Annotated in this window: 20 protein-coding genes; 12 read left to right on the top strand and 8 right to left on the bottom strand. The window is 31.0% G+C overall.

Going from position 1 to position 23642, the window contains the following annotated elements; all coding sequences use genetic code 11:
• Positions 1–66: 66 nt before the first annotated feature.
• Positions 67–2340, bottom strand: a complete 2274-nt coding sequence (locus H8K90_RS14910) for a hypothetical protein (protein WP_186846788.1) — start codon at positions 2338–2340, stop codon at positions 67–69.
• A 102-nt stretch (positions 2341–2442) separates the two neighbouring features.
• Here H8K90_RS14910 and H8K90_RS14905 point away from each other — a divergent pair, with 102 nt between their 5' ends.
• From H8K90_RS14905 to H8K90_RS14890, 4 genes are all read left to right on the top strand, one after another.
• Positions 2443–2958, top strand: a complete 516-nt coding sequence (locus H8K90_RS14905) for an RNA polymerase sigma factor (RefSeq protein WP_186846787.1) — start codon at positions 2443–2445, stop codon at positions 2956–2958.
• 122 nt (positions 2959–3080) lie between these two features.
• Positions 3081–3977 (top strand): FecR family protein, encoded by an 897-nt coding sequence (locus H8K90_RS14900; protein ID WP_222611368.1) that lies wholly within the window; start codon positions 3081–3083, stop codon positions 3975–3977.
• On the top strand, positions 3970–6285 hold the full coding sequence (locus tag H8K90_RS14895) for a TonB-dependent receptor domain-containing protein (RefSeq protein WP_186846786.1): 2316 nt from the start codon (positions 3970–3972) through the stop codon (positions 6283–6285). The genes H8K90_RS14900 and H8K90_RS14895 overlap by 8 nt, the downstream gene beginning before the upstream one ends.
• A gap of 46 nt (positions 6286–6331) precedes the next feature.
• Complete coding sequence (locus H8K90_RS14890; protein WP_186846785.1) at positions 6332–6877, top strand: YfiT family bacillithiol transferase; 546 nt, start codon at positions 6332–6334, stop codon at positions 6875–6877.
• A 51-nt stretch (positions 6878–6928) separates the two neighbouring features.
• Here the strand turns inward: H8K90_RS14890 and H8K90_RS14885 are convergent, their stop codons facing one another.
• From H8K90_RS14885 to argS, 3 genes are all read right to left on the bottom strand, one after another.
• Positions 6929–8221, bottom strand: coding sequence for a carboxypeptidase-like regulatory domain-containing protein (locus H8K90_RS14885; protein WP_186846784.1), 1293 nt, complete (start codon positions 8219–8221; stop codon positions 6929–6931).
• 100 nt (positions 8222–8321) lie between these two features.
• Complete coding sequence (locus H8K90_RS14880) at positions 8322–9275, bottom strand: helix-turn-helix domain-containing protein (protein ID WP_186846783.1); 954 nt, start codon at positions 9273–9275, stop codon at positions 8322–8324.
• 156 nt (positions 9276–9431) lie between these two features.
• Complete coding sequence (gene argS / locus H8K90_RS14875) at positions 9432–11213, bottom strand: arginine--tRNA ligase (RefSeq protein ID WP_186846782.1); 1782 nt, start codon at positions 11211–11213, stop codon at positions 9432–9434.
• 470 nt (positions 11214–11683) lie between these two features.
• On the opposite strand from argS, the gene H8K90_RS14870 reads away from it, so the two are divergent.
• Together H8K90_RS14870 and H8K90_RS14865 are read left to right on the top strand one after the other, a co-directional pair.
• Positions 11684–13735 carry a tetratricopeptide repeat-containing sensor histidine kinase gene (locus tag H8K90_RS14870; protein ID WP_186846781.1) on the top strand — a complete coding sequence of 684 codons (2052 nt, stop codon included), beginning with the start codon at positions 11684–11686 and terminating at the stop codon, positions 13733–13735.
• A 39-nt stretch (positions 13736–13774) separates the two neighbouring features.
• On the top strand, positions 13775–14401 hold the full coding sequence (locus tag H8K90_RS14865) for a chromophore lyase CpcT/CpeT (protein WP_186846780.1): 627 nt from the start codon (positions 13775–13777) through the stop codon (positions 14399–14401).
• Between the two features lie 28 nt (positions 14402–14429).
• Here the strand turns inward: H8K90_RS14865 and ctlX are convergent, their stop codons facing one another.
• Together ctlX and H8K90_RS14855 are read right to left on the bottom strand one after the other, a co-directional pair.
• Positions 14430–15362, bottom strand: a complete 933-nt coding sequence (ctlX, locus tag H8K90_RS14860) for a citrulline utilization hydrolase CtlX (RefSeq protein WP_186846779.1) — start codon at positions 15360–15362, stop codon at positions 14430–14432.
• A 68-nt stretch (positions 15363–15430) separates the two neighbouring features.
• Positions 15431–15799 (bottom strand): hypothetical protein, encoded by a 369-nt coding sequence (locus H8K90_RS14855; protein ID WP_186846778.1) that lies wholly within the window; start codon positions 15797–15799, stop codon positions 15431–15433.
• 39 nt (positions 15800–15838) lie between these two features.
• Between H8K90_RS14855 and H8K90_RS14850 the strand changes: the two genes are divergently transcribed.
• Both H8K90_RS14850 and H8K90_RS14845 read left to right on the top strand, forming a co-directional pair.
• Complete coding sequence (locus H8K90_RS14850) at positions 15839–17608, top strand: M14 family metallopeptidase (RefSeq protein WP_186846777.1); 1770 nt, start codon at positions 15839–15841, stop codon at positions 17606–17608.
• A gap of 210 nt (positions 17609–17818) precedes the next feature.
• A complete protein-coding gene (locus tag H8K90_RS14845; RefSeq protein WP_186846776.1) occupies positions 17819–18580 on the top strand; it encodes a hypothetical protein in 762 nt (253 codons plus the stop codon).
• Here H8K90_RS14845 and H8K90_RS14840 read toward each other — a convergent pair.
• A complete protein-coding gene (locus H8K90_RS14840; protein WP_186846775.1) occupies positions 18564–19145 on the bottom strand; it encodes an NUDIX hydrolase in 582 nt (193 codons plus the stop codon). The two genes, H8K90_RS14845 and H8K90_RS14840, sit on opposite strands and share 17 nt — an antisense overlap.
• Before the next feature lie 120 nt (positions 19146–19265).
• Between H8K90_RS14840 and pyrE the strand changes: the two genes are divergently transcribed.
• Positions 19266–19910, top strand: a complete 645-nt coding sequence (gene pyrE, locus H8K90_RS14835) for an orotate phosphoribosyltransferase (RefSeq protein ID WP_186846774.1) — start codon at positions 19266–19268, stop codon at positions 19908–19910.
• 105 nt (positions 19911–20015) lie between these two features.
• Complete coding sequence (locus tag H8K90_RS14830; RefSeq protein WP_186846773.1) at positions 20016–20411, top strand: SRPBCC family protein; 396 nt, start codon at positions 20016–20018, stop codon at positions 20409–20411.
• Here H8K90_RS14830 and H8K90_RS14825 read toward each other — a convergent pair.
• Positions 20408–21139 (bottom strand): biotin--[acetyl-CoA-carboxylase] ligase, encoded by a 732-nt coding sequence (locus tag H8K90_RS14825; protein ID WP_186846772.1) that lies wholly within the window; start codon positions 21137–21139, stop codon positions 20408–20410. The two genes, H8K90_RS14830 and H8K90_RS14825, sit on opposite strands and share 4 nt — an antisense overlap.
• 94 nt (positions 21140–21233) lie before the next feature.
• On the opposite strand from H8K90_RS14825, the gene rsfS reads away from it, so the two are divergent.
• Both rsfS and ftsH read left to right on the top strand, forming a co-directional pair.
• On the top strand, positions 21234–21605 hold the full coding sequence (rsfS, locus tag H8K90_RS14820; RefSeq protein WP_186846771.1) for a ribosome silencing factor: 372 nt from the start codon (positions 21234–21236) through the stop codon (positions 21603–21605).
• 30 nt (positions 21606–21635) lie between these two features.
• Positions 21636–23591: an ATP-dependent zinc metalloprotease FtsH gene (ftsH, locus tag H8K90_RS14815; protein ID WP_186846770.1), complete on the top strand. Its 1956-nt coding sequence runs from the start codon at positions 21636–21638 to the stop codon at positions 23589–23591.
• Positions 23592–23642: the final 51 nt, after the last annotated feature.

The following is a 23642-nucleotide window of genomic DNA, read 5'->3' as shown; positions in this document are numbered from 1 at the left end:
CGCGGAAGACAACTCTTTTCATCAACTTAAACTTACTAAAATTACTAACTTATAGCGGGTTTATTTTTAATCACAATTTCTTTCTAAAACTAAAATATCGTCTCCTCTGTGTAGTTCTAATCGATGTTCTTCACACTCTAAGACTAGCCATTCGCCTGTTATGGCTTGGATATTTGGACCAGCAACATTAGAGAAGGTAACAATGACACCATCGTTAGATTGAGATGTTGTCCAACCTGCGTCTATAGTATCAGTATCTGTGTAAATAATTACTATTTGATTGTTAGAATTAAAACTAAAATTCCAATTCATTAAATTATCACTTCCGTTGTAGTTTACAGCATTCCATATACAGTTGGTTAAAAATGCATCAACATCTTCTTCTGTACAGGTTTCGTTAGAACAATCTTCAACTATAAGTACTACTTCAAAAATCTCATATATATTAGGATCTCCAGCCAACTCAACTCTTACATATATGGTTTGCGGATTACTAAGATTTGTATAAGTTGATGGTAAAGCATTATTTGAAACCTCAGCATCTACTATGGTATCATGAAAGGTATAAACTATATTATCTTCTGGGCAATCATATATAGCATTTAAATTAAAAGTTATAACACCATCATTAAAACCATCATCGTCACATACTTCTATTACTCTATTTTCAAAACACTCAAAATAATTACATTCTATTGAATTTAAGAAAATTGTAAAGATTTCAAAATTGCCACTCTCTGCTTCTATTCTTAAATACACTTCCGTAACTAAACTTGCATAGGCTTCTGTATCTGCAATAGCATTTGTATGACTCTCAGCATCCGCAATAGTTGTATGAAATGACGGTGTAAACGCATATTCACAATCTATTAAACCAATCGTATTGGCACTTAGATTAAAAACAGGAACATTATTTGGCTGATTGCATTCTACAATTTCGAAATCGCCAAAGCAATTAAAAACATCATCATCACCTATACAATCTTGTTCTAAAACCAAATTCTGATTGCCTTTTACAAGTTCTAATCTATCATCATCACATTCTATAATTAACCAATCTCCATGAAGCGTATCTTGAAAGGCCGTTAATTCTGAAAAATTAATTACAACTCCATTATCTGTGGCAGATAAATTATAATATCCACCAATAGCAACGCCTGTAATTCCTTCTGTAATTTGAAGAATACCGTCTTCATGAAAAATCATTTGATTGTTACTAAAATTGCCAGTTCCATTAGTAAAATCCCAAGGGCATTCTTGTAAAATTGAACTAATATCAGTTAAAGAACAATCTAAATCATCTTCGCAATCTCGATCGAAAAATAAACCTGTTCCATCAACTGTAAGATGTTCAAATTTTAAATCGTCATCATCACATTCAACAACTAACCAATTGCCAAATTGCTGCTCGTAATAATAGAAGGAAGCTATATTAAGCTCTAAACCATTATCTGTTTCTGTAAGTTGCCATGTAGTTGAATAAGAGTCTTGTAGAACACCTTCAATAAGCACATTACCATTTTCATTAAAAGTAAACGTAAATGGTCCATCTAAATTCTCTAAATCATCATTTGTATATAAATATACTTCCCAAGGACATTCAACTAAATTTATTGCCAACTCTTCGCCTATACAATCATCATCTTCATCATCGCAATCCTCACCTGCAACTTCAATAGCGTCGGCTAATTCTTGGTTAGTATTAACTTCAATAGTATCTCCATTGGCATATTCTAAAGTAACTGGAAAATTAAGACTAACAATAAGTGCATTGTCGTCGTCTTCTAAATCATCTAAAAAACTATATAATGCTTCATCATTTTCAATTATCACAGAATCTATTAAATTAAATTCTGAATTAAACACCGAAAATGAAACAGGATAAACAAAATCCACACATTCTATAATGTCATCGTCATTCTCACAATCATTGATAAAATTTCCGAGTTCATCTTCATTTTGAATAACTAATTCTGAATAATCATTGAATATTATTGTAATTGGAAATATAAAATCTAAAAAATTATCATCACCTTCAAAATCATCATATAAATCTTCTAATAGATCTAAATCTTCTTCAGTCTCAATAATAATAGTAATATCACTAACTATAATAGTAACAGGTAATTCTACCGAAAAACAACTAGAACCATCTAAAATATTGTCAGCTGCTCCAAAATTGGCCACAGTTCTGCTCATTAGAGATGTTAAATCAGAATTTGCTACGATAACTTCTTGTTCCGAAGGATTATCTACTTCTGTTGCCTCATCTTGGCAAGCAGTAAAACTAAAAAGGGCAAAAAGGATAAAAAGAAACAGATGATTGATGTTGAACTTCATAGCACTAGCACTTTTGTTAATTTATTATAAAACAGTTAACATTAAAAAACACCTACCGTATCCTTTAAAAAATTATTTATAATTTGTGCACGCAATACCATTATGAGCCAACCTTTAAAAAATAATATTTGCGAAGAATTATTATTTGAGCGTTTATATAAAAAACATTCAAAGAATCTTCATGATTTTTTGTATTACAAATTTGGTGAGCATTTAAATCCGCAAGACAAAGTGCAAGAAGCCTTTATTAAGTTATGGCAAAATTGTGGTAAAATAGAACCGTCTAAAGCTAAAAGCTATTTGTTTACCACAGCAAATAATTTAATGCTAAATGCCATTGCACACCAAAAAGTAGTATTAAAATATAGTAAACGCCCTCAAAAGTATTCTACAAATGAAACACCAGAGTTTGTTTTACAAGAAAAAGAATATCACCAAAAATTACAAAAAGCACTGAGTAATTTAACCGAAGCTCAGAGAACTGCTTTTCTACTCAATAGAGTTGAAGGTAAACGCTTTAAAGAAATTGCAGATCTTTTAGGCATTTCGACAAAAGCGGTTGAAAAACGTATTTATGGAGCTTTAAAAAAATTAAGAAAAGATATTGATGAACTTTGAAAAGCTTAAAAAGCATAGTTTCTATTTTCAATTTCAAATGACAAAAACTAAAACTAGAAATTTGGAATTATAGCATAGGTAGGAGATTTTAAAGTGACGCTGTTATATATATGAATAACATCATGAAAAAAGAAGAACTCATAAAAAAATGGTTAGATAATGACCTAAGCGCAGAAGAGCAAAAGACTTTTGAGCAGCTCGAGGATTATAATGAATTAATCCAGATGGATAAGGCTTTAAAAGATTTTAAAGCTCCCGATTTTTCTATTGATAACACTTACAAAACTTTAAAACCAAAATTAAAATCTAACACTTTAAAACCAAAACAGTGGTTAAAACCGTTGCTTAAAATTGCGGCAATATTTGCCATTGGTTTAAGTGTTTATTATTTCACTACAACGTTAAATACTGAAGTTGGTACAAGCATAGCGCAACGGACTACTATAGAATTACCAGATGCTTCAACGGTAGATTTAAATGCTAATTCTACATTAACTTTTAATGAAAGTCATTGGAACAAAAACCGAGAAGTTCAACTAAATGGTGAAGCTTTTTTTAAAGTCGCAAAAGGACAAAAGTTTGATGTTATTACCACAGATGGTGTTGTAAGTGTTTTAGGTACACAATTTAATGTAAAACAACGTGGATCTTATTTTAAGGTTACATGTTATGAAGGGTTGGTTGGTGTAACATACAATAACAAAACTGTGAATTTAAAACCTGGATACACCTTTCAAATTATAGATGGGAAACTACTTGCAAATGAAAAAGAAAACACTGCGCAACCTAATTGGTTGCGTGGTGAAAGTAGCTTTAAGAGTATACCTTTAAAATACGTTATTTCAGAGTTTGAAAATCATTACAATTTTAAGATTAATGCTAGTACTATTGATACCTCACGTTTATTCACTGGAAGTTTTACTCACAAAAATTTAGATTTAGCATTGCAGTCTATAACAATACCTTTAAATTTAAGCTACAGCAAAACAGGTAAATCTATCGTACTAAAACGTGAATAAACTATTACAACGTGTAGTTTTCTATTTTTTAATTATTTCTTTTTGTACTCTTGCTTACAGCCAGAATCAAGAAGAAAAACAGCCAATTGCTAAAATTCTTTTACAGCTAGAAAAACGTTATAACGTAAAGTTTTCATTTGAACCTAATACCCTTAAGGACATTAAAATTAGTCCATTATACCCAGAACTTTCCTTAGAACAAGCTCTTAAACAATTAACACTAGTAACCCAACTAAATTTTGAAATTTTAAGCAAACGATTTATCGCTATTACTCCAAAAAAAGATAAGGAGTTTAATGAGAATATACAGCGTTTAGACGAGGTGATCGTCACCAATTATCTTACTAAAGGTATTGCTAAAACCAGTAACGGTACCATAGAGGTAGACGCCAAATCATTTAATATTTTACCTGGTTTAATTGAACCAGATGTTCTACAAATTGTACAAAATCTACCTGGTATTCTCAGTGTAGATGAGCGTATTTCTAATATTAATGTTAGAGGTGGTACTAATGACCAAAACCTTATTTTATATGAAGGCATAAGAATGTATCAATCTGGTCATTTTTTTGGTTTAATTTCGGCCTTTAATCCGTATTTAACTGAAGAAATTATTGTCTCAAAGAATGGTACAAGTGCTAAATTAGGTAATGGAGTTTCTAGCACTATTTCTATTAAAAACACCGATGATATTAATCATCAATTTAATGCTGGTATTGGCGGAAATTTATTAAGTATTGATGGGTTTGCAAAAATACCATTAGCAGACAAAACAGAATTACAATTATCTGCGAGGCGTTCATTTACTGATATCGCTGCATCTGTAACCTATGATGCTTATTTTGATCGAATTTTTAGAGATTCTGAATTAAACATTACCAATGATATCAATACACTTTTAGCATTAGACGAACGCTTTTTGTTTTACGATTTTAACGCCAAATTCTTATATAATATCAATGAGAGCTCAAAACTTAGAGTTAATGTGCTAAACATATATAATAACTTAGACTATAACCAAGAATTTACAACTTCTGAAAATAATTTTCAGAAAACGAAAAGTGCATTAAATCAAATAAGTTATGGTGCAAGTACCAATTACTCAAAGTTATGGAAAGATAATATTAGCACTTCAATAGAAGCATATTATTCTAACTACGATTTAGATGCAGAGAATAATGATATTACAAACGCGCAACGTTTAACCCAAGAAAATAAGGTTGAAGATTATGGTTTGCGAATAGATATTTCTAAAACGATTAGCAAGTATCTTAAATATAATGGTGGTTATCAATTTAATGAAGTTGGAGTAACTAATCTTGAAGATGTTACCAACCCTAACTTTACAAGTTTAAAAAAAGAGATTATTAGAACTCATGCCTTGTTTGGTGAGATTGAATGGCATTCACCATCTCGAGACACCTATATTCGGGCAGGATCTAGAATTAGTTATTTTGGAAAGTTAGCAGAAGTTATTATTGAACCTCGATTTAATATTAATTATAGGTTTCTCGATTATTTTAGATTAGAGGTTTTAGGAGAATTAAAAAGTCAATCCATTACTCAAATTATAGATTTACAGCAAGATTTTTTTGGTATTGAAAAACGAAGGTGGCAGCTTGCCAATAACAATGATGTCCCCTTAATAACAAGCGAACAAATCTCAGTTGGCTTAAGCTACAATGAAAACGACTTGCTAGTATCTTTTGAAGGATATTACAAAGGAGTTAATAATATTACAGCTCGTAGTCAAGGATTTCAAAATCAATTTCAATTTACTAACGATATTGGTTTTTATACCGTAAAAGGAATAGACTTTCTTATTAATAAACGATATAATGATTTTAGCACATGGTTAAGCTACTCTTACAGTAAAAACGATTACCAATTTGAAGATTTAAACAACGGAAAATCATTTGCTAACACCTTAGATTTAAGACATGTTATTAATACTTCATTAACGTATAGTCTAAACAATTTAAAAATTGGCTTTGGTATTAATTGGCATTCTGGCAGACCATATACAAAGCCTATTGAGCTTCAAAATAATAGCAATTCTAATATTGAATATCAATCCCCAAATAGCTCTCGACTACCTGATTATTTTAGAACAGATATTTCTGCTATTTATAATTTTAATCTTTCAAAAGGTATAAAAGCAGAGGTTGGTGCTTCTATCTGGAATATCTTTAATCAAACCAACATTATAAATCGTTTTTACACATTAGATTCTGATGATTCAGTAATAGAAATTAATAACCGTTCTTTAAAATTCACGCCTAATTTTAGCTTTAGATTAAACTTCTAATGATATTTATATTGTTTAATTTTAAGGTTTACAAATTAATTAAAGCATGACAGAGCAAGACTTATATAAATTGAAGTTTCCTATTGGTGAGTTTGAAAAACCAAAAGTTATAAGTAAAGAACATATTAATGAGTGGATAGCATCCATAGAGGCATTACCACAATCTATAATTTCTATTACAAAAAATCTTAGTGAAGAGGCACTTAATTATAAATACAGACCAGATGGTTGGACTATTAAACAAGTGGTTCATCATTGTGCTGATAGCCATATAAACAGTATTATTAGATTTAAGTTAGCTCTAACAGAAGAAACTCCAACAATAAAACCTTATTTTGAAGACCGTTTTGCTCAATTAATTGATTATAACGAACCTATAGATGCAGCATTATCTATTCTAACAGGAGTACACAAAAAACTCAGTTTACTACTTAATCACCTTAATGAAGACGAATTAAAGCGTGAGTTTATTCACCCAGAACATGGTAAACGTTTCTCTTTAGAAGAAACGATTGGAGTATACGCTTGGCACAGTAACCATCATCTAGCTCACATTAAACAAGCTTTAAATTGTAAAGGGCGATTTAATTAGAAAACCCTGAAAAAAGTTTCAGGGTTTACATAAAATAAATTTGTTAGTTAACTACGGAATTCCATTTACCGTTTTTGCTTTTCCTTTTTGTTTCTCAATATTTTTTCTAATCTTATCTATGGCTGTTTGTATAGATTTATCTGGTTCAATTAAATTATATTCACCCCAAAAGTTAGGGTCAGAAAATCCTGAGATAGCATCAGTAATAATAACTGTTGGTCTTAATCTATCTTTATTTTTAATTCTTACATCTGCAGTATTTACCTCCCAATCAGTCACAGCCATTTCACTAGATAAAGTATAGACTTTATTAAAGATTTCCCGTTTTTTATTCACTTTAAACTTTAGGCTTAAATTAGAATAGCTATAATACCATTTATTCCCTTTTGCCTTATAGTCTACTTTATAATTTGCTTCTAAAGGATAAACAATGACATCACTTGGTTTTTTTCTTACTAAGAGATTTTTGGATTTGTTTATATCACTTACATCTAGAGCATAATTAGCACTTACTAATGCCAAAGTATTAACATCAATATAAAGTTTTCCATTATAATTAATACTTAAGCTATTGTTCTTTGGAGTAAAACTTACCACAAATACGCTTCTATTATTTATAGTTGTAGGCTCATCAAAAGAGAAATTATAACTTGAAATAGTTTCATCCGTAAAAATATATTCAGGGTATTTCATAACATCTAAATAAATAGCTGAGAATGGACCTCCTTGAAGTTTTACAGAAACCGTATCTAAACGTCTGTAATCTGTACTTTTTCTAGCTTTACCTAATTGAATTGCATCGCGTTGAAAAGAAGCATTAGGCTGTTTTAATATATTCACAACCGCCTCAGTTAACGAAACATTTCTATTACGTCGCTTAATAGTTTCACGATAAAAGGCCGTCATATACACAGATTCGTCTTGTATATTTTTGTTCTTATCATTAAATACCTTTTTCACCAAACTCTCAGCATTTTTATAGGCAGAAACGCTAACAGCGGACAACTCTGTAATAGCTTCGTATAGCATTATTTTGTTGTCTTTTTTAGAAAGTTCTGACAAAGGTAGTACACGTGTATTGTAACCTAAAATGGAGATTACCACCTTAGAATCTAAATATTTTTTTGGCACTTTAAGTGTAAACTCTCCTTCAGAATTTGTTATAGTGCTTATATTAGTCTCATTAACATTAAGACTTACTGCCTCTAATGTTTTTTTAGACTTACCGTCAATTACTTTTCCATTATACTCCATAAAATCTACCTGAGCATGTAATGAAAATACGGCTAACAACATCATAATAAATGTGCTAGCATAAAGTTTTAAAAAATGTGTTTTTTTCATAACAGTGAATTTAATTATACAACCTAACCCTTACTAAGATACGAAAAAGCAACCAAGCGCCTGCTTTTAAGAATGTTAAAACGTTAAGAATAATTATAATTCACTGCTTTTGTTTTCTGAATGCTGAAGGTGTTAAACCAGTAAACTTTGTAAAGGCTTTATAAAATGTTACCTTATTATTAAATCCACTTTCTAGTGCAATGGCTTCAATTTTATAATTACTATACTTAGTATCATGTAAGTACTTTTTTGCTTTTTGTATTCTATGTTTATTTACATAATCGTTAAAACTTTCGGCTATAAATTCTGAAAATGTTTGTGACACATGATGCGGCTTTTCATCTAAAATCTTGCCTAAACTCGAAATACTTAAACTTCTATCTAAAAACAAAGCATCTTTTGCAAAAGCTGTTTCTATTTTTGTACGAATGCGCAGCATATCCGTTTTATCTAAATTAGAACTGAAATACTTTTTACGTATTTGTTTAAAAAAATCTGGGTATTTAAATAACAAATAAGCTACACCAAAAATTAAAAGTGTTAGAATTAAGTAATACGAGGCAAAGTCCCGCCAACCGTCCGCATAGTGGGTTAAATACGAAATTAAAATTGCAGAAAACATATAAGCTACTACCAACAACAAAGCATATTGTCGGTGCTTATTTCGAAATTCAAATCTTTTTAGATAAAGAAATACAGAACATCCAATAGCATATATTACCATTTGAAAAGCCAAAAAATAATTCCAAGGCATTGTTCTATTTATGAAGTTTTCATAGATATACTCATTACGGACTTTACCTTCCATTAAAAGGACATCTCCATAACCAAACCAAAAAATAATGATTGGCAGTAGATGTAATGTATCTATTAACTTTAAACGCTTTTTATTAAAAACTAGACATTGCAGATGTACAAATAATAACGGGCCAAAAAGCATGGCAACCTCATAATAAAACCAGCTTCTAAACTTAGGATATAATAGAGAAAGTGAACCAGAACCGTAAAGAAATAACAAAATATGAAACCCTACTAGCGCTATTAGTAATGACAAAGTAGTACTCCTTAGGTTCCGTATTTTAAAAAACACACCGCCAGCTACAAAAAAAGCAACAAATACTTGAGTAAATAATATATAGCGAATAATATCCAAAGTGCTTTTTTTTGAGTTGACACAATGTAATATTATTTTTTTGGCTTAGCAAGAAAACTACATACGCTCCGGCACTTCAATCCCTAAGACACCAAATGCATTTTTTATGGTTTGGCTAACAGATTGAGATAATGTAACTCTAAAGCTTTTTTCTTCATCAATATCTGCACCAAGAATAGATACATTTTGATAGAAAGAATTAAAATCCTTTACTAAATCGTAAGTGAAGTTTGCGATTAATGCTGGACTATGCTGTGATGCAGCATTTTGTATTACTTCTGGAAATAACTCTAACTGCTTAATGAGTTGTTTTTCTTTTTCATGAAGCTTAATATCATTATGAAATTGGTCACTAAGCGAAGTTGAAGTAGCCTTTCTTAAAATAGATTGAATTCTGGCATAAGTATATTGAATGAAAGGTCCTGTGTTACCCTGAAAATCGATAGACTCTTTTGGGTCGAACAAAATTCGTTTTTTAGGATCAACCTTTAAGATATAATACTTTAAAGCACCCAAACCTATCATTTTATAAAGTGCTTTCTTTTCATCCTCAGAGTAATCTTCTAGTTTACCTAATTCTTTAGAAATTTCTTCTGCTGTATCAGCCATTTCTTGGATTAAATCATCTGCATCTACAACAGTTCCTTCTCTACTCTTCATTTTTCCGCTTGGTAAATCTACCATTCCGTAACTTAAATGAAATAAATTTTTCGCCCAATCGAATCCTAGTTTCTTTAAAATTAAGAATAACACTTTAAAATGATAATCTTGCTCATTACCCACAGTGTAAACCATACCTCCAACATCTGGGTAATCTTTTATACGCTGTATAGCCGTACCAATATCTTGCGTCATATAAACCGCAGTACCATCACTACGCAAAACAATTTTTCTATCTAAGCCATCTTCGGTTAAGTCGCACCATACTGAACCATCAGGATCTTGTTCAAAAACTCCAGTCTTTAATCCTTCTGCAATAAATTCTTTCCCTAATAAATAGGTCTCACTTTCGTAATAATATTTATCAAAATCAACACCAATATTTTTATAAGTTTCTTCAAAACCTTCATAAACCCAACCATTCATTTTTTTCCAGAGTGCAACAACTTCTTCATCACCTGCCTCCCATTTTCTGAGCATTTCTTGAGCTTCTAATAAAATTGGTGCATTTTTTTTTGCCTCTTCTTCAGATTGCCCTTTCGAAACTAATTCTGAAATTTCAGCTTTATAAGCCTTATCAAATTTTACATAATAATTCCCGACTAGCTTGTCTCCTTTTAAATCAGTAGATTCTGGAGTTTCACTATTTCCAAAACGTTGCCAAGCCAGCATACTCTTACAAATATGAATTCCTCTGTCGTTAATAATCTGGGTTTTATAAACTTTCTTTCCAGATGCTTTTAATATTTCAGATACACTATAACCTAAAAGTACATTTCTAACATGTCCTAAATGCAAAGGTTTATTAGTGTTTGGTGAAGAATATTCTACCATTATAGCTTTATCATCTTTTAATTCTGAAAAACCATAATTCGTTTTATCTTTTATAGATTTAAAGAAATTTAGATAATAACTTTCACTAATTTCTACATTCAAAAAGCCTTTAACCACATTAAAACCTTTTACCAAATCCACATTATCCTGTAAATATTGACCTATTTGTTCACCTATTACAGCAGGATTTCCTTTAACTACTCTAAGCATAGGAAAAACAACCACAGTAATATCTCCAGCAAACTCTTTGCGAGTTGCTTGAAATTCTACTGATTCTAATTCCGTTTGAAACAACGTTTTAATAGCTGCTTTTACATGTAATTCTAAAGTATCTTGAAGATTCATTCCTTGCTTCTGTTTTTTTGATTTTAAAACGCTTGCAAAGATAGCAGTTTTATTACTTTATTAAGCTTTTGAATTATCTTAATTTAACATTGATAATTTCATCTTTTTTTAAATTGTTAATATTATTATAATCACATTAAGCTGTTTTTCAGGCAGTTAATCAATTAGTGCATTTCATCGATGATTGTGTAGTTTTCCTATGATTTGTGCCGTTAGTCGATACAGCATTTTTTTTTTGAATTTCATCTGTCACTTCATCTAATATATTAGCATTAAAACCCAATTATTAGCATATTTGTACACTTAATGGCATTTTTGGAAGGCTATTAATCAATGTCCCAAACATTAATGAGGCTTAATTATCAAACATTAACCCAGTTGTTATTGTTTAGTGTTGACTTACTTTTGATATCCCTCTATAAAAGTTTTACGCACCAAAACATCGCAATTAGTCTTAACGCTATAAGAAGATGAAGCAGTTGCTTACATTAGCTGCTTGTCTTGTATCGCTTTTTATTTTTTCGCAAAATGAAAAAATAGATGAGCTAACGGTACAAATAGCTTATCAAGACCCAGATTCTACAAAGGTGGATACATCGTTAATGCTTATTAACGAACTCTACTCTATAAAAGAATATGATAAGGCCTTACTCTACGTTAATGAAACTTCTAAGCTATCTAGAGAATTAAATTATACTAAAGGACTTGCAGAAAGCAGTTACTATAGAGCTTTAATATACACACACCGTAATGATTATTTTAACGCCATAGACAACTATAACAAGTCTAAACAATATTACCTACAAAATAGTGATACACTTGGTGTTGCTAAAGTAAGTAACAGCATTGGCCTAATAGAAATTAAGCGTGGAAATTATGCTGTTGGTTTACAAAATTCCTTATCTGCCATTGCCATTTTTGAAAAACAGGGTTTAAGAGAAGAGTTGAGCACTGCTTATAATAATCTAGCAGAAGCCTATAGAAAGACAAATCAAATTGACAAGGCTATTGAATTTAATTATAAAGCACTAGAAGTACGTAAGCAAGTAAATGACAGACTTGGTATAATTGCTTCAACAAAAAACATTGCAGAACTCTATTCTATATCTAAGGAACATCGAAAAAGTATTGAATATTACGAGAATGTATTACAGCTCCTTAACCCAGAAAATGATAAAGACCTACGAGGTGAAATATTACCAAAACTTGGTAGTGAATATTTACGTTTTAAAGAGTACGATAAAGCTTCAGAGTATTTAGTTGAAGGTTTAAAATACAACAGAAAGCAAGGCAATAATGAAGGACTTCTTAGAGCTTTAAACGCTATAGGAAATTTAAACTTGCAGAAGAAAAAGGTAAAATTAGCTTCAATTCAGTTAGATGAAGCTTATAAAATTGCTCAAAAAATTGACAATAAGACTGAGCTTTTAGAAAATTATAAACTCCATGTTGCTTTAGACTCTACTCGTGGTTATTTTGAAAATGCATTTTTTTGGAAAAATAAATACCATAGTTTAAAAGACTCACTTTCTATAATAGATCAACCTGTATTTCCAACAGATGTTGATCCAATTACTATAGACAATAATGATGCTATTGAAAAGGAAATAAATAACACTGATAATAATGCAACACAAAATAGCACTTGGCTCACTAACCCTTACATATTATATGGATGTATAGCCGCTTTAGCTATTTTGTTATCGTTGTTAATTTATAATCTTGTTAAAACAAAGTCGCACAAAGATGAGTTAGTTAAGGCAAAAGAAAAACTGGCACAAGAGCAAATTAGAAATGAGGCAATCTTAGAACAAACACATCATCTAGAAGAAGTTAATCAAGTAAAAGATAAATTGTTTTCTATTGTTTCTCACGATTTAAAAGATTCTATTTCTTCTATAAAAGCATTTTTAGATTTATTAAAAGAAGATAGTATTTCTAAAGATGAGTTTTATGAGTTAATCCCTGAATTAAGTGAAAATGCCAATAACGCATCTTCACTTTTATTCAATTTACTAAATTGGTCTAAATCTCAAATGCAAAATTTAGAGCCAAAACCAGAGTTGTTTAACATACAAGATGTATTTCATAATAAAATAGCATTAGTAGAACAAAAAGTAGAAGATAAACGCATTGTACTTATAGATGAATCTCAACGTGATTTTGTGTATGCAGATAAGAGTATGGTAGAAATTGTGATTCAGAATTTAATAACAAATGCTGTTAAATTTAGTAGAACGGGAGATGTTATTACAGTATCTAACCAAGATGTTAACGGTAAAGCCTTAATCTGTGTAGAAGATACTGGTGTAGGAATTTCTAGAGAAAACATAGACAAACTCTTTAATGCCAATAAAAACTTTACAACAGTTGGTACTAAAAATGAAAAAGGCACTGGTTTAGGATTAACTATCGCTAAAGATTTAGTTGAATTAAATGAAGGTAGAATTTGGGTAGAAAGTACTCAAAACGTTGGTAGTAAATTCTTTATAGAACTTCCAAAAGCTGCAACACAATCCTAGTTTATTTTATCTATATTTAGCTTTTAAAAATATAGATAAATGAAACGTTTTCTTCCCTTTTTAATTTTAATTATTTCTATTACTAGTTGTAAAAACGAAACGAAACAAGAACTAGAAGAAGATACCGAGCTCAAAGAATTATTTGGCTTAATGCAAGGTTCTTTTAATTCCGACATACAATCGCAAGTCGATTCGTCTTACTACAATATTTCACTACATATGTACCCAATTTGGGAAGACAAAGGCAATTTCTTATATGTAGAACAAGCATTAACTAGTATGCAAAATAAACCTTATCGCCAACGAATTTATGAGATTAAAAGGGCGACTGACAGTACATTTAGTTCTGCAGTTTATAACCTAAATGTAGATTCACTTTGGATTGGCATGTGGAAAACACCAAAAGCTTTTGACTCCATTAGTATAAATGATATTGCACTTAAAGAAGGTTGCGAAGTTATTTTAAAACGCATAGCTCCAAATCACTTTATAGGTAAAACAGGAGATGACACTTGCGTAAGTACCATGCGAGGCGCATCTTTTGCACGAAGTGAAGTTGAAATTTTAGAAGATAAAATTATGTCTTGGGATCGTGGATTTGATGCAGATGGCAACTATGTTTGGGGAGCAGAAAAAGGCGCCTATATATTTAATAAGTTAGATTAAAAAGAATTGAGAATGAATCTATAAACACCTATATTCTAGGAAGAAATACTTCAGCCATCATACAACGAGCACTACCTCCACCACAAGTTTCTATGGTATCTAAAGAACTAGAAAGAATAGGACAATGTTTCTCTATATTGGCAATCTGCGAAGGCGTTAAACTTTTATGAGCCGCCTCACTCATCACTAGATAACGCTGATTATTATCTCCTCTTAATTGTAACATATTACCAGCAAATTGATGCATCTGTGCTTCAGTTATAGAAATAATTTCTTTACCATCTTGCTTTAAATGTTTAACAACGTTTTTACGCTCTTTTTTATCGTCGATAGAATCTAAACAAATTACAGCAAAGTTTTCGGCTAAACACATCATTACATTAGTGTGGTAAATTGGCATTCGTTTGCCGTTAACGGTTTGGTTGGCTGTAAAAATCACTGGAGTATATTCAAAATCCTCGCAAAACTCAATAAACAAATCTTCATCTGCTCTTGGTGACAAAGCACAGTAGGCTTTTCCGTTAACACGATCCATTAAAATACTTCCGGTTCCTTCTAAGAAAATACCTTCGTGTTCCGCAGACGTATAATCTATGATGTTCTCTATTCTAAAACCTTCATCTTCTAATCGAATAAAAACTTCGTCTCTACGTTCGCGTCTTCTATTTTCTGCAAACATTGGATATTTCGCCACATCACCATTGCTATGAAAACTCACCCAATTATTAGGAAAAATAGAATCTGGCGTATCCATTAATTTATCATCCTGTTCAACGATTACATTAATACCAACAGCCCTTAACTTATCTACAAAAGCATCAAACTCTTCTTGTGCTTTGGCATTGATTTCAGCATTTTTAATATCTAAATCTTCTTGAAAATAGTTATTAACCGCAGTTTGTTCATTCATTCTGAAATTTACAGGACGAATCATCAATATAGTATCTGTAGTTTGTTGCATTTAAATAAAATAAAGTGACTTAATTGGGTGTAAAGTTATTATTTTTTCAACTGAAAACTACTATGTATTTACATCTCTTTTTCTAACCAATCTAGTGCTTCTTCTCTTAGCCTAAACAATTTTATTTTCCAGTTATTATCACTGTTTATATTTATCAAAAAGTCAGTAGCCATATGTGTTAAATACCTGTGAGTTACAACTGCCATGGATTTAATTTCGGGTAAATTAGCGATTTCGCGTTGGGCTTCAAATGTGTAGGTGTAAGCATATTTTTTATTGACTAATAATGAAAAAGGTGCTTCAAAATTTTCGAGAAGAAAACTGTGGTACTCGTTAACCATACCCATATCCATAACGATACCCTCATTAATAATAACTTCGGCTAGGTTCTTATTTAGAACTAAAATTTCCCCAAAACGAAGTTTTAGTATTTTCATATTAATAAATATAAGTAATTTTAACTAAAATTATAAATTATGAAAAACCACCAGTTACTTTTGCTTCTTATTTTTACAATAATGAGTTGTTCAGATAAATCCAACTCTAATTCAAATACAAGTAAAGATAAAGTAAATATAGATTTTACGACTACATTTGAAAAAAGCGAAGGTTTAGAAACAGCTACTTATAAAGAAACCATTCAATACTATAGAGACTTAGCAGATACATATTCTGAAATCACTATACAAGAAATAGGCGAAACGGATTCTGGAAAACCTCTGCATCTTGTTACTTTAAACATGGCTGCTTCTGGAAATGATTTTGAAGAGCTAAGAAAAGATAACAGAATATTATTAATAAACAATGGTATTCATCCTGGCGAATCTGATGGTATAGATGCTACTATGATGCTCTATAGAGATATAGTACAAGGAAAAATTGACGCACCTAAGCAAACGGTTTTAGTCACCATTCCTATTTACAATGTAGGAGGAAGTTTAAATAGAAATTCTGGAACACGCACCAACCAAAATGGCCCAAAAGAATATGGTTTTAGAGGTAATGCTCGAAATTATGACTTAAACCGAGACTTTATAAAAGCAGATACTAAAAACGCAAGAACTTTTGCAAAACTATTTCATTTAGTACAACCTGATGTTTTTATAGATAACCATGTTAGTAATGGTGCAGATTACCAATATACATTAACGCACTTGTTTACACAACACAACAAACTTGGTGGTAAACTTGGTAACTTTATTCATACCGAAATGATGCCAATGTTAGAGCAAAAACTAGAAGCTAAATCTTGGGATATTACACCTTATGTTAACGTTTTTAATCGCACACCAGAATCTGGTTTTTCTCAGTTTATGGACTCTCCTAGATATTCTACAGGTTATACCACGTTGTTTAATACACTTGGTATGATGGTAGAAACGCATATGCTGAAGCCATACAAACAACGCGTAGAAGGCACTTATGAATTAATGAAAAGTATGATTGAAATCACTGAAGAGCAAGGTGATAAAATCTCTCAGTTAAGACAAGAACAAGCTAAAACATGGACTATCGGAAAGACATACCCTTTAACTTGGGCTATTGACACAACGCAATCCTCTACTTTAAAATTTAAAGGTTATGAAGGCGTAATGATTCCGAGCGATTTAACTGGTGCGCAACGTTTAAAATACGACACCACAAAACCATTTACAAAAGACGTTACTTACCAAAATTACTTTAAACCTACAGATTCCGTAACAGTGCCGAAATCATATGTTATTCCACAAGGATGGCATAATGTGATAGAATTATTAAAGTTAAACCATGTAGAATTCACTCAAATTAAAAAAGACACTGTACTAAGTGTTGAATCTTACAAAATTGCTGATTACCAAACCACACGAAGTGCTTACGAAGGTCATTACGCACATTACAAAACCAAAGTAAAATCCTCTATAGAAAAAGTAACATTTAGAGCGGGCGATTATATTGTAAATACAGACCAAAATGCTATACGCTACTTATTAGAAACACTGGAACCAACTGCACCAGACTCTTTCTTTAACTGGAATTTTTTCGATACTATTTTACAACAAAAAGAAGGATTTTCACCATATGTGTGGGAAGACAAAGCACAACAATTGTTAAAAGCAAATCCTAAATTACAAATAGAGTACAATGTAAAAATTAGTTACGACGAGGACTTTGCTAATAATTGGTACGCACAATTAGATTGGTTACATAAACAAAGCGGTAATTATGAGAAGGCGCATTTGCAGTATCCTGTGTATCGTATTAACTAGGTTTGATTTTGCTAAAACTTTGAACTAAGTGCGTTACCAGCTGATATAAGTCATTAAAACGGACTTATATCACTAAAGTTGTGTACAATTAATCCAAACCAACAAACTTTGAGAAAAAGTCTACTATTATTAGTACTAATAATCACAATTCAAACTTGTCAATCTGACCTTTTGATTGATAACAAAGCTCTTATTAAGAAAATAGACAAATTGAAATTTAGCAAAACCACATTTGAAGTTTCAATCGATGATAACGAAAACATTATTGATACAATTTCAATTGTCAAAACTAAAACAGATAAAAATGAAAAAATCCTTTACACATTAATAGAATATTTACCTAAAGTAGATGGACAGCCAATACAACAAAGTTATTTCCGGAATGATGAAGATTTATTTTATCGAGAAACTAAAATAAATGAAGAATATAAATCAATCTTTCAAACCTTTGTTAATAAAGACAATGAAATTGTCAACGCTCAAATGATAAGTATAGCTTCTGAAAGTCCAAATGACACAATCTCTATGAATTATGATTACAAATATGATAGTGATGGAAAAAAAGAAAGTTTATTCATAACATCTAAAACAGATTCTATTAATTCTCTGGACTATACAGAATATAATAAAAAAGGGAAACCTGTACTCGGATATTTGATATTTGACAATGACACTTTGCAAAAACGAAAAATGAAATACCTAAATGGAAAAATGATTGAATCAACTTATGAATTCAAAGAGCCATTTAGAATTACAATTTCTACTTATGATAGTAACGAAAAAATAAAATCTGAAATACTATACTTAAAAATAAATGATACGATAAAAAAAGCATCGGAATCTATTTATGAAAATAGTAAATATGAAAATACGGAATTGATAATCACGAAGGACATTTTGAACGACACAGTAACGAAAAAGAAATTAATAACCGTACACAACAACGTTAACGAATCTAAACCAAAACCCTAATATTAGCATAACTATTCTCTAAAGCTTTTTGAGAAGCCTTAGCGTCTAACCATTCTACTTTAGTGATACCTTCGTTTTCTTGAGGGTAAAGTTTACCTTCAAAATCGGTTTTCATTTCAAACCAATAGGTTACTTTAATTTTGTGCTTTCCATTACGCTTAAAAATATGGTAGGTTATTGGTAATGGCTTAACAATTTTAAGACCTGTAACACCTGTCTCCTCTTCCACTTCTCGTATGGCAGTTTGCTCAATACTTTCTTTACGTTCTGCTTTACCTTTTGGCAGATCCCATTTATCATTACGATAAATAAAAAGAATTTCATTTTTAGCATTGTAAGCCTTACCACCACCTGCAATAACATTAGGTAATAATTTTAGAAATTTTGGTAAAAGCTTATCAGGATTTTTGTGAATTAAATGTACAGATTTTAAATCTGTTGTATTTAAAGCCTTAATTATCTTACCAATATTAGCAGACTTTAAAAGGTAGGATTTAAAATCCCCTTCTTTATCTGTTTTAGTTGTTAATATTATAGGTTTATCACCTACATAAATAGTGTGCATGGATAGGGTCTGTTACAACATTACTTTTGTAAAAATATTATTTTTTATGAGAAAGTATTTGAAATGAAAATTAATTTCATTTAAAATTTTGTAACCTTCAAAATTCATTATTTTTGCATCATGATTTTTAATAAAGAAACCGCAAAAAAAACAGCCGAAGTTTTATTGCAAATAAATGCAATTAAATTAGAACCCGAAAACCCATTTACTTGGGCTTCTGGCTGGAAATCACCAATATACTGTGATAACAGAATTGTATTGTCATACCCTCTAATTAGAAATTATATTAGAGAAACGATGGCTAACCATATAGAAAAGCTTTATGGAAAACCAGATGTTATAGCAGGTGTTGCTACAGGTGCTATTGGTGTTGGTGCATTAGTTGCAGACTATTTAAATCTGCCATTTGTATACGTAAGACCAGAGGCTAAAAAACATGGTCGCCAAAACCAAGTAGAAGGTTATATAGAAAAAGGCCAAAATGTAATTGTTGTAGAAGACTTAATAAGTACCGGAAAAAGTAGTCTTAACGCTGTTAAGGCCTTAAAAGAAGCTGAAGTTAATGTAAAAGGTATGGTTGCAATTTTCTCTTATGGTTTTGATGTAGCTAAGAAGAATTTTGAAGAAGCTAATATTGAATTATATACGCTTGGCAATTACGAAAACTTATTAGAACAAGCCTTAGACACTAATTATATAACTGAACAACAGCAAGACATTTTAGCACAATGGAATGCCAATCCAAGCGAATGGAACGCTAATTGATATATTATCGTTGAGTCGTTTAGTTGTTGATTCGTTTAAATCCATTAAAATATAAACGACATCAACTTAACGCATAAACAAATAAACAACTTAACATTATTAAACATGAATTTACAATCACCACAAGTTACTATAGATAAATCAGCAGAAGATACATTCAACTTTTTATCTGATGTTAAAAATTTTGAAAGCTTAATGCCAGAAAACATTAGCAAGTTTGAAGTTTTAGAAAACGATAAATTTCTTTTTGCGCTAAAAGGCATGCCAGAAATTGTTTTAAAGAAAAAAGAAGCAACTCCAAACAGTAAAATAGTTTTAGGCGCAGCTGGTGGAAAATTAGACTTTTCTTTAACTGCAGATATTAATGAAATAGAAGCTGATAAAAGTGAAGTAAAGTTAAGTTTTAATGGCGAATTTAATGCAATGATGGCAATGATGATAAAAGGGCCTATCAGCAAATTTATCGAAACTTTAGCTACAAATATGACAACAGCTATTTAATATAGTAAGCTAACTTCTTTTAGATCGAAAGTTTTTATAATTTCATCTTCAGTCCAAACGTTTAACATTCCGTTTTCTGTAACACCTTTAATGATACCAGAAAAAGTAGTATTATCTTTTGTTTTAAATGTTGATGGTTTTTCTTTTCTAAAAAGAAGGGTTTCGTATTCAAATTTAATTTCGTTGAATTTTTTAGCTTCTAACATTTTAAAATAATACTGAAATTGATTCAAAATATCAGATAATATTTCATCCTTATTATATAGAACACCTGTTAGTAAACTTAGAGAAGATGCTTGTGGCAATTCATTATAATTTTTCTGATTTACATTGAGTCCAAAACCAATAATGGTGCCTTGCATTTTGTTGTTTTTTATGACATTTTCAATTAAAATCCCACATAATTTCTTGTCTGCTGACAAAATGTCGTTAGGCCATTTAATGTGTAATTTCGGTATTTTTAATGTTTTTAAAGCTTTACAAATTGCCAAAGAAACCGCCATACTAATATAAAATTGTTGTTCAATCTTAAGATAAGACACCTTCTTAAATACACTTACTGTGAGGTTTTTACCTGCTTCAGCTCGCCATAAACTACCCATTTGGCCTCTACCTTCAGTCTGTGATTCTGCCATAACAACCGTATAATCTTTAGGTAAAGCAACCAATGCCAAACTTTTTAAGTAGGTATTTGTAGAGTCAATGGCATTAAGTTTGATTATATACATTTAGTAAACAATTTTATTTTATAGTTTTCTTATGACAATTAGGAGTTACAAGAACTAAAAAAATAATAACTTTGCATAAATTTAATTCAATTTAATGACGAAAGAAAAAACCAATGCAGACCAACTCATTACAACTATTATTGGAGGTATAGAAGAGGTTAAAGGAAAAGAGATTACAATTTTAGATTTAAGAGAAATAGAAAATACGGTTTGTGATTATTTTATTGTTTGTGAAGGTACTTCTAATACACAAGTTAACGCAATCGTCAATTCCATACAAAAACAAGTTAGCAAAACCTTAAAAGATAAACCATGGCATATTGAGGGAACTGATAATGCAGAATGGGTATTAATGGATTATGTTAATGTGGTAGTTCATGTTTTTCAAAAACAAATTAGAGAATACTACGATATTGAAAGTCTTTGGGGAGACGCTAAAACCACCCAAATAGAAACGAGTTACTAAAAAAAAGATTACCGCGTTTGCGGCAGCAAGATGGCAAAAGACAATAAAAATTTAAACAAGAAACCTAAGGTAAGTCCGTATTGGATTTACGGAATTATTATCGCTGTATTTTTGGCTATTCAGCTATTTTCTGGTGGTTTTGGAGATTCTTCGGGTAGCAAGACAACACCAACAGAGTTTTTTAACTATTTAAGAAATGGGGAGGTTGATAAAGTAGAGATTATAAACAACCGTATTGCACGTGTTTATTTAACTGATGCAGCGCAAAAACTAGAGGTTCATAAAAATTCAAAACCAAAAACTATTCTACCTTCGGTTTCACCTATACCAAATTATAAATTTGAGTTTGGTGACCTAAAACTATTTCAGGAAGAAATAAATAGAATAAAAGCTGAAAACAACTTAACAACAGAAGTTGGTTTTGATACTGAACAGAATGTTTGGGGCGATTTGTTAATTACACTTCTACCTTTTGTATTAATTATTGGTATTTGGATATTTATAATGCGACGTATGTCTTCTGGTGGAGGTGGTGGAGCTGGTGGACAGATTTTTAATATCGGAAAATCTAAAGCGAAACTCTTCGATGAAAAATCTGATACTAAGACTTCTTTTAAAGATGTTGCTGGCTTAGAAGGTGCTAAAGAAGAAGTACAAGAGATTGTTGATTTCTTAAAATTCCCAGAAAAATATACTGCCTTAGGTGGTAAAATTCCAAAAGGAGCATTACTTGTAGGACCTCCAGGTACAGGTAAAACATTATTAGCAAAAGCTGTTGCAGGTGAAGCTAAAGTGCCGTTTTTCTCATTATCTGGTTCGGATTTTGTTGAAATGTTTGTTGGTGTAGGTGCATCTCGTGTAAGAGATCTTTTTAAACAAGCTAAAGAAAAATCTCCTTCAATTATATTTATTGATGAAATTGATGCTATAGGTAGAGCAAGAGGTAAAAATAATTTCTCTGGTTCTAATGACGAGCGTGAAAACACCTTAAACCAATTATTAACAGAAATGGATGGTTTTGGTACTAATACAAACGTTATTGTATTAGCAGCAACTAACAGAGCTGATGTTTTAGATAGCGCACTAATGCGAGCTGGTCGTTTTGATAGACAGATTTATGTAGATCTTCCAGACGTTAGAGAACGTAAAGAAATTTTTGAAGTACACCTACGTCCACTTAAAAAAGAAGAAACTCTAGATATAGACTTCTTAGCTAAACAAACACCTGGTTTTTCTGGTGCAGATATAGCTAACGTTTGTAACGAAGCTGCTTTAATTGCTGCAAGAAAAGGTAAAAAAGCAGTTAATAAGCAAGATTTCCTTGATGCTGTAGATAGAATTATCGGTGGTTTAGAAAAGAAAAATAAGATTATAACACCAGAAGAAAAGCGAGCTGTTGCTTTCCATGAAGCTGGTCATGCAACCGTAAGTTGGATGTTAGAGCATGCTGCTCCACTTGTAAAAGTAACTATTGTTCCTAGAGGACGTTCTCTTGGTGCTGCTTGGTATTTACCAGAAGAAAGATTAATTGTTAGACCAGAACAAATGCTAGACGAAATGTGTGCTGCATTAGGTGGTAGAGCTGCAGAAAAAGTAATTTTTGATAAAATTTCTACAGGTGCATTAAGCGACTTAGAGAAAGTAACAAAACAAGCTAGAGCCATGGTAACTATTTATGGTCTTAGTGATAAAGTTGGTAACTTAACTTATTACGATTCTTCAGGACAATCAGAATATGGATTCACAAAACCTTATAGTGAACAAACTGCAGAACTTATTGACAAAGAGATATCTGACATCATAGAAGAGCAATACGAACGCGCTGTAAAACTCTTAGAGCAGCATAAGGATAAGCTTACAGAGTTAGCAGAAGTATTGTTAGATAAGGAAGTTATTTTTAAAGATAACCTCGAAAAAATATTTGGTAAACGTCCTTATGATAACAAGGAGGCTGTTTCTGAAGTTAAAACAGAAGAAGAGGAGTAACACCAAGTGCAATCATATAAAAAACTTAAATTAACTAAATGTTAATTTAAG

This window comes from Winogradskyella echinorum (assembly GCF_014297365.1).
Taxonomy (GTDB): domain Bacteria; phylum Bacteroidota; class Bacteroidia; order Flavobacteriales; family Flavobacteriaceae; genus Winogradskyella; species Winogradskyella echinorum.
Note: the sequence above shows the minus strand (reverse complement) of the source record. Positions and strands in the feature narration are given on the sequence as shown.

What these genes read in the sequence shown, in the direction of transcription:
- H8K90_RS14910 (WP_186846788.1), bottom strand. Translation starts at nt 2,340, where the DNA reads ATGAAGTTCAACATCAATCATCTGTTTCTTTTTATCCTTTTTGCCCTT.
- H8K90_RS14905 (WP_186846787.1), top strand. Translation starts at nt 2,443, where the DNA reads ATGAGCCAACCTTTAAAAAATAATATTTGCGAAGAATTATTATTTGAG.
- H8K90_RS14900 (WP_222611368.1), top strand. Translation starts at nt 3,081, where the DNA reads ATGAAAAAAGAAGAACTCATAAAAAAATGGTTAGATAATGACCTAAGC.
- H8K90_RS14890 (WP_186846785.1), top strand. Translation starts at nt 6,332, where the DNA reads ATGACAGAGCAAGACTTATATAAATTGAAGTTTCCTATTGGTGAGTTT.
- H8K90_RS14885 (WP_186846784.1), bottom strand. Translation starts at nt 8,221, where the DNA reads ATGAAAAAAACACATTTTTTAAAACTTTATGCTAGCACATTTATTATG.
- argS (WP_186846782.1), bottom strand. Translation starts at nt 11,213, where the DNA reads ATGAATCTTCAAGATACTTTAGAATTACATGTAAAAGCAGCTATTAAA.
- H8K90_RS14870 (WP_186846781.1), top strand. Translation starts at nt 11,684, where the DNA reads ATGAAGCAGTTGCTTACATTAGCTGCTTGTCTTGTATCGCTTTTTATT.
- H8K90_RS14865 (WP_186846780.1), top strand. Translation starts at nt 13,775, where the DNA reads ATGAAACGTTTTCTTCCCTTTTTAATTTTAATTATTTCTATTACTAGT.
- ctlX (WP_186846779.1), bottom strand. Translation starts at nt 15,362, where the DNA reads ATGCAACAAACTACAGATACTATATTGATGATTCGTCCTGTAAATTTC.
- H8K90_RS14855 (WP_186846778.1), bottom strand. Translation starts at nt 15,799, where the DNA reads ATGAAAATACTAAAACTTCGTTTTGGGGAAATTTTAGTTCTAAATAAG.
- H8K90_RS14850 (WP_186846777.1), top strand. Translation starts at nt 15,839, where the DNA reads ATGAAAAACCACCAGTTACTTTTGCTTCTTATTTTTACAATAATGAGT.
- H8K90_RS14840 (WP_186846775.1), bottom strand. Translation starts at nt 19,145, where the DNA reads ATGCACACTATTTATGTAGGTGATAAACCTATAATATTAACAACTAAA.
- pyrE (WP_186846774.1), top strand. Translation starts at nt 19,266, where the DNA reads ATGATTTTTAATAAAGAAACCGCAAAAAAAACAGCCGAAGTTTTATTG.
- H8K90_RS14830 (WP_186846773.1), top strand. Translation starts at nt 20,016, where the DNA reads ATGAATTTACAATCACCACAAGTTACTATAGATAAATCAGCAGAAGAT.
- H8K90_RS14825 (WP_186846772.1), bottom strand. Translation starts at nt 21,139, where the DNA reads ATGTATATAATCAAACTTAATGCCATTGACTCTACAAATACCTACTTA.
- rsfS (WP_186846771.1), top strand. Translation starts at nt 21,234, where the DNA reads ATGACGAAAGAAAAAACCAATGCAGACCAACTCATTACAACTATTATT.
- ftsH (WP_186846770.1), top strand. Translation starts at nt 21,636, where the DNA reads ATGGCAAAAGACAATAAAAATTTAAACAAGAAACCTAAGGTAAGTCCG.